This is a genomic window from Flagellimonas nanhaiensis, assembly GCF_003382275.1.
GTDB classification, from domain to species: domain Bacteria; phylum Bacteroidota; class Bacteroidia; order Flavobacteriales; family Flavobacteriaceae; genus Flagellimonas; species Flagellimonas nanhaiensis.
In genome coordinates, this window is record NZ_QTJX01000002.1 from 1181776 (window position 1) to 1189000 (window position 7225).

5 protein-coding genes are annotated in these 7225 nt (G+C 39.5%); all 5 read right to left on the reverse strand.

Annotation, left to right across the window (positions count from 1 at the left end; all coding sequences use genetic code 11):
• Nucleotides 1-222 precede the first annotated feature (222 nt).
• On the reverse strand, nucleotides 223-2643 hold the full coding sequence (locus DX873_RS12870) for an ABC transporter permease (RefSeq protein ID WP_116184822.1): 2421 nt from the start codon (nucleotides 2641-2643) through the stop codon (nucleotides 223-225).
• Between the two features lie 492 nt (nucleotides 2644-3135).
• Nucleotides 3136-3858, reverse strand: coding sequence for a GNAT family N-acetyltransferase (locus tag DX873_RS12875; RefSeq protein WP_116184823.1), 723 nt, complete (start codon nucleotides 3856-3858; stop codon nucleotides 3136-3138).
• A gap of 62 nt (nucleotides 3859-3920) precedes the next feature.
• Nucleotides 3921-4409, reverse strand: a complete 489-nt coding sequence (locus DX873_RS12880) for a Mov34/MPN/PAD-1 family protein (protein WP_116184824.1) — start codon at nucleotides 4407-4409, stop codon at nucleotides 3921-3923.
• Nucleotides 4406-6148, reverse strand: coding sequence for a ThiF family adenylyltransferase (locus tag DX873_RS12885; protein WP_147296663.1), 1743 nt, complete (start codon nucleotides 6146-6148; stop codon nucleotides 4406-4408). The genes DX873_RS12880 and DX873_RS12885 overlap by 4 nt, the downstream gene beginning before the upstream one ends.
• Nucleotides 6149-6150: 2 nt before the next feature.
• Nucleotides 6151-7225: CBASS cGAMP synthase (locus DX873_RS12890; RefSeq protein ID WP_232520912.1), on the reverse strand; the 1075-nt coding region annotated here is incomplete at its 5' end.

A 7225-nucleotide genomic window follows, 5' to 3' on the forward strand; every position in this document is an offset into this window, starting at 1 on the left:
CAATTTGTGTGACCACATCTAATCATAGTTTTTGATTGCCTAAATATTGAATTTGGGCTTTAGATTTAAGCTCATTAGCGACCTACCTCTTCATTAAGGCTTCAATCATAGAATTCACGCCCCTATTAGAATCTTGAGGCTTGCTCATTCAATCTAAAAATTCGTTCAGACCGAGGCATTCTTCTATCGATAAAGAAAGAGTTTTTACAAAAAATGATGTTATCATTCATTTCTTATGACCTCAACAGGATTAGTGATAGCGGCTTTATAGCTTTGCCAACCTACTGCAAATAAAGCTATGAGCAATGTCAAAAGGCCTGAAAATGCATAGACCCACCAACCAATGGTGACCTTATAGGCAAAATTTTCCAACCACTTATTCATAAAATACCATCCCAAAGGCACCGCAAGGGCTATTGCTAGTAAAATGAGTTTGATAAAGCTGAACGTCAATAAATTCACGATATCTATTACAGAAGATCCCAAAACCTTCCGTATACCAATTTCTTTAAGTCTTTGGGAAGTTGCAAAAGCAACCATTCCAAGCAATCCCAGACAGGCAATTACAATGGCGATGATTGAAAAGTAATTGAAGAGGGTTCCGATAAGCAGTTCCCTTTTATACAGCTTTTCAAAAGCAGTATCCAAAAAATAATAATCAAATGGCCTATCTGGAGCAAATGCCTTCAACTGTGCTTCAACTTGTTGAATGACCTGGGGAATATCCTTACTTGAAATTTGAATGATGATGTTATCAATAAAATAACGCTTAGGTGAAATGGTTAGAATCAAAGGTTCAATCTCTTCATGTAATGATTGTAGGTGAAAGTCTTTTACAACGCCGATAAGATTCCCCTTTTTTGGTTCTCCGGAAGTGATGCTTTGCATTGTCAACTTTACATCTTGTAGGTTTTGTATGCCGAACTTCTCAGCCGCTGATTCATTCATGACAAATGCCATGGTGGAGTCCGTTCCATGCTTGGATGAGAAGGCCCTACCCTCAAGAATGGTCATCCCCAGTGCAGGAATGATATTATTGTCCACCAAAAGGGTTTTTGTATTTGCCTTTGTTTCGACACCTTGGTTGCTTATCAGGGTTTCAAAATCGTAAAATCCTTTTTCCCAGGGGAAATTGGATATGGCCGATACCTCTTTTATGCCATTTATTCCAGTAAGCTGTGCTTTGACCGATTCAAATCTGTTTTGAATGGCTTCATCATAGACAGGAACAATCAGTGTTTGGTTTTTTTGGATTCCCAAATTCTTGTTCTTGATATAATGCATTTGCGATTGTATAATTACGGTCGAAATAATCAGGGTAACGGCAACGATGAATTGCAAAATCACCAATGTAGATTGGGTAGATGATGTTTTATTTTTTGTAAACATGGCACCGCCTTTTCCCTTTAAAAAGACAATGGGCCTAAACCGGGATATGAAAATCAATGGTACTATAGAAATAGCCAAACCAATCAATATCAGAATTGCAAAGAGGTAGAGAACAATACCGTTATCAAAAACTGCCCAAAGCGTTATTTCAGTTTCCATTTGTGAATTGAACGCAGGTAGAAAAATAGCGGCCCAGACAAATGCCAATAGCAAGGATGCAAAAATGTACAAGAAGCTTTCGGTCAACAACTGTCGCCAAACGTTTCGATTGTTGGCGCCCATTACTTTTTGAATACCAACAGACCTTAAGTGCAAAACTATTTTGGCAAGGAAAAGATTAATGAAGTTAAATGCAGCAATGAACAAAATTATTATTCCAATGCCCACAAACAGATAAAGCACGTTTTTGTTTATGGTGGGATGTAGCTCATTTTCCAAATTGGTAAAGTGAATATTTCGTAACCTTTCCAATGAAAATGAACGTGATTCGGCAATATATTTTGGAATATGTTCAGATTCAATTTTATGAAGTGACTCAGCAATTCCCTTCTCAGTAATGTTTGAATTGAGTTTTACAAAGCTGTAGACTGGAGGGTAGTACCATGTTTTACTCATGTCACCAATCCATGACCCCCAGATGTCTTCAGCAGCTTTCATGGGAACAATAAAGTCAAATTTTATACTGGACTGTATTGGAGCGTCTTTAAGAATTCCTGAGACCGTAAACAAGTGCTCTTTTTCAATGTTAAGCACTTTTCCCACTGCATTTTCTGAACCAAAGTATTTTTTGGCCATGGACTGCGTTATCAAAATATTATTTGGATTTTCCAAGGCTGTTTTCTGGTTGCCCTGAAGTATTGTGAAAGAGAACATCTCCAAGAAACTTGGGTCTACATAAAAAAACCTTGGTTCTTGAAAAACCTTATCTTTTTCCGCATACCCTACACTCACACTTTGGGGCAACATGCGAACGGTCTCTTTGACCACAGGAAGATGGGAATCCAGCAAGGGCGCAATCGACAACGAAGAACTTGCAAAGCTTCGTGTTATGCCCTCTTCGGTCTCATGGGTGTTGACACGGAATATTTTATCCCCATCTCTATGAAAGCTGTCATACCCAAATTGGTTGTCGACAAATAATAAAATGATGATACAACATGCTATGGAAACGGATAGGCCAAATAGATTGATAATGGTGTTGAGTCGATTTCTGTTTGCCCTCCTTAGAATGGTCTTCAAATAGCTAATTAACATGATGGTTCGTTTATTATAAATCGGGATACGATTATCATGCCATATTATAAAATTCTATAAATCAATCAAATAGAAAACAAACATTTTCTTGTTGTAAAACATTTTGACAATCCTAGTATAATATTTTTACAAAAGCTTGTTGAATATTTCTTCGGTTCAAGGCTTTTTGCCAATGAAGTCAAATGCATTGAAAAGCAACCTATCTAAATTCAATGAATCAAAAGTTATAAGGGAGATTCTTCAACGGCAGAGGTGTCAATCTCAATCCATTCTAAAAAGGAACGTTACTAGGGGCAATGCTGAAAAGGTACTCTTTAAAATGACCAACCTTAAAATTATATGTCTTGGTTACCCTTCAAAATATCACCTGACGTCGATTAATAATATGAATTTCAATAACATATTATGGAGGTTGATTTTATGGGTTGTATATATAAATTTATCATATACAGGCTATTACCTCTCCTAAAACCTGCTACAGCCTAGCCATAATTACTGGCTTGGCAAACTTGTAATCACCATAAAACTACCATACTCAATTGTTGCGCTGACAAAGTCCCCGATGGGTGCCGAATGCAGTACCTTATTACCTTGCTTCCATAGTAATAACCATTTGTAATTTATTGGATGTACTATGGGTCTCTCCAACTCTCTACTATTTTTTTTAAAGCGCAGCCCCCAAACCCATTTAGGGGGACAATCCGAAACCTCGTGCTGTTCCTTATCCCAAAGTGCAATTGTTTCAGCACTGTCCGATTTTTCCGTAATGGCCAATTTAGGAACAATGATCTTGTACATATCAATTCGTTTGCTCTTTACATCATACAGATCTGCAAGTTTCTCAAAATAAAGTTTTCGCCAGAATCCTTCAGAAGTTTGTGGGGAGCAAAACAGTTCAATAACAACAACACCCTTATTTTTCAAAAATTCCGTAAATCCTTTGAAAAGCTTTCTGCCGAACCCCTCTTTTCTTAGACCAGGCTTTACATCAAAAACCATAATATTTGCTACGGGTCCAGTCGTTCTATATACCAGAAATCCAACAACCGATTTTTTGTGCAAAAGAATAAAACACCGCTTTTTCTCCCATGCCTCTTGTATAGTATTCCAATTACCATAAAAGCCTACTCCCGTCTCATCACTTTCCTTCTTTAACCAAGACTTAATTTGGGTAAGTTCACTGGGAGTTGAAGAAATTCTGGTTTTAGTTTGCATACCTAAATCATTAATCAGAAAAAAAGTGCAACCGGATTATCTTGCACACTATACAATCTTAATCAATCCAAGTTACTTGAAAGCTCCTCAAACTTATACTCTATTTCGAATACAACTCCTTTTCTTTCCAAAACACTTAGGTGCAATCCTTTTCGGCCCATAATTACGGCAAAAATCTTTTCAGAATTTAGTTCGCTCTTCTGAATTTGGTCTATCATTGATTTTCTGTCCTGTCCGGACGGTGTAGGGTAGTCCTCGGGATGTGTATGCCATTCCCCTAGGTAAATGCACTTACCTTTACTATTCTTAAAAATCTTGTTCAAAAAGCGCTGGTGCAGACGACTGGCCCGCCAAAAACCGAATTTGCTGCGTTTATCTTTTTCATAGGGCATAGTTACATCCACAATACTGAAATTGAAATTATCAATACAATAGCCTGAAAGTATTCCTCCTGCCTCCTTTTTCAAACCATCATCCTGTATATAGGATTGCATTTTCCGAAAAGCTTTGTTGGTAAATTTCAGGTTGATGTTTCCTAGCTCTATTATCATTTGATGTCGTTTCGAATCAAAGAGAAAGTGGGATGGGCCTCTCCAAACTCTGTGAGAACCAAGCCCTGGCTCTTGGCGAATTCCTTGTCGCCAATCCAAGTATATACTTCAGATTTCGGTACACCTTGAAGGACAGCATCCTTTATGACCGGAAATACTGCGGATAAAAAATGCGTCAAAAAAGTAGAAGAATAGGGAAAATATCCAGACTGACAACTGCCTTCTATAAGATAAACTGCCTGTTGTGGCGTATCCTCATTTGACACTACCGCATAGTCAAATTTCTTGACTAATTTTGCAGCTACTCCAGCATCTTCGGGCTTTACCAACAACAATTGGCCACTAGCTAAGTAGGGCTCCACCCAAAGTAAAAGTAAAGGTTTTGTCAAAATGCCCAATTCTACTTTTTTGAGGATAAACTCTTCTACCATGGTCTTGCCCACGGCCACAATATGGATATCAAACTTATTGATGAAATCGGACTCTTGATTTATAACAGTAGTAACGGATGCTTGTCGTTTTTCAATCTCGTGGCCCGGATAATGGTCCATTAAAAAATCCGCCAGCACATCTACTTTATTCTTGTTGGTGCTGCGGAATCCGAGTAGGTTCCGCTTTATGTTTTCGACTTTTAATTGTTCGGGATCAATAAGTCCAAAGTGGTTGACCGGTAAGTTTTTAAGAAAATAAATCAGGTTTGAGCCAACGCTTCCCAAACCGGTACACAAAACACTGTGTTTCTGCTCAATGACACCTGCGGCCCTTTTCGATAGCCTTTGCTCACCTAGATTGTCAAAAGTAAGGCGTTGGACAAACATTGTTTCAGCCCAGCGCGATTCAGATACGATTTGAAAATTTGAGGGTTTTCTTCGTATCCCACTGAATTTTCTTGGTTGCACAATCACATCCTCATATATCCATCCATAGTACTCTATGGCACCCACATTCTGGTTTCGAAAAATCACTAAAATATCGCTAAGGGAATGCGCTTTGCACAAATTTTTGAAAGCATCAATTTTGTCTTGGGCCCCACGTATATGCTCCAATGATTCCCGATACGACATTTGGAATGGCGGCTCCACTTTTTCAAAATCGATTTCCAGCACCGCCATTTCCTTTATCTTAGAACCTCGTGCTTCAGCGTATTTTTCAATCTTTTCGCGCTCATCATCCTCCGTATACAAAAAGTAGTGGTACCCCGCCAATGTCTGGTTTTGAAAGCCGATGGCCTTGACCTCTTTTCCAGTACCGGAAATAGAATGCAATCCAACCAGATATACCTTATCCTTTTCAGAATACTCTAGGTCCCAATAGGCCTTGAACTCCTTCCTAAACTCTTCAATTCTGAAGTCTTCATTCTCGCCATCCTTCACTATTCTCTTTCCCCGGTGCAAAATAAAGTCGACAAAATAAGGGAGATTGCTTTTGGGAATCAGGGTGTTCATTCCTTCATCAAAAATGCAAATTGAGCAATCTTTATTGATATGGGGAATGTATTTGATAGCATCATAAATGCTTCTTTCAAGGTATAGCTTTGGCAACATCAGCGGAAATTCAGGAGGAAAATCCAAATAAAGTACCAATTCCAAATGTTCACCATCATAAGTTATATCGGAACAAATTTCCCATACTTGTCCCCCAGCTGAGAAAGGATAGCCCAAAGTGCCGTATTCGTCGATATCGACTATCCGGCATTGCTCAGTTTTGCACAAATGTTCAAAGAGGTCCTTCAGTTCCAATATTATGCCGATTTATTGTCCCTTATTACATCTGGGACCACAAATGTTTTTGCCAAATCTTTATCATCCTCCTGAATATTGGAACAGGGGAATCTATTTCCCAAATGCCGCTGCCATTTTGCACAGGCATCTTTCTTGCTCTTTAATTCCAAGGCTTGTCTTCCCGAAATGATAAAACTGTCCAGTGCATCCAGAAAGTTTTTCTTTCGGGTATCCGAAGCATACTTGTCCATTAGGTTTTCCTTGGTGTCTATGGTTGGCCTGTAGCAGCTGTAGGAGGCCGACCAAGACCTGGTATCATCAATTGCGCCTTGAATGTTCTCTAAGGTCTTCAGTAGGGCCTCATCGTCCCGGTCCATAGGCACATAGTGCTCCACAGCCAAAATAGTGAAGACCATGCCGCTTGGAAGTTTCAGATGTGACTTGTTGTCGGTCCAGGCCTTTAAATACCTAATGATTCTTTTAAGCTGATCTTTGCCGCTGGCCTCACCATCAAACCACTTTCTAAAGGCATAGGGGTCGCTTTGAATCCATCCCTTACTCTTATGCGCCAGTTCCGGAATGTCCTCTGAATCATAGAAAAACTCATTCTCGGTATCCGTCGTTTTGTAATAGATGGGCAGGTCCACGTGATAGTTCCGGGCATACTGCACACGGACGCAGGTGTTTTTGTCAATGGTGTTCTGGTTGGTCCTATCCTTTACCGCTTCATAAATCCAGTTATGAGCGGTTTGCGGGGTCGGTCGGTCTTCTTCCTTTCCAAAAATATAGACACCGTCATCCACATCGTATTCCCCACTTATGGGCAATATGCAGGTATTTGTGGAGAAGGAACCTTGGCCTTTGTATTTTACAGTGTGCTTGTCCCTTTTCTCATTAAAGTATTTGGTAATATCATCTCTAATGGAATTTCTAGATGTCCGCAGCTCCGCCTTTTTCGTTGGACTGAGATAGATGATATCGTTGAACTCAATAAAAGTATCATGTAAGTTTGCCATATTGGAAACGCCGGACATAGTATACCACCCTCGCCGGGTTAAAGTGACCATAGCTGGCCGGACGAAAGTGACCCACCCC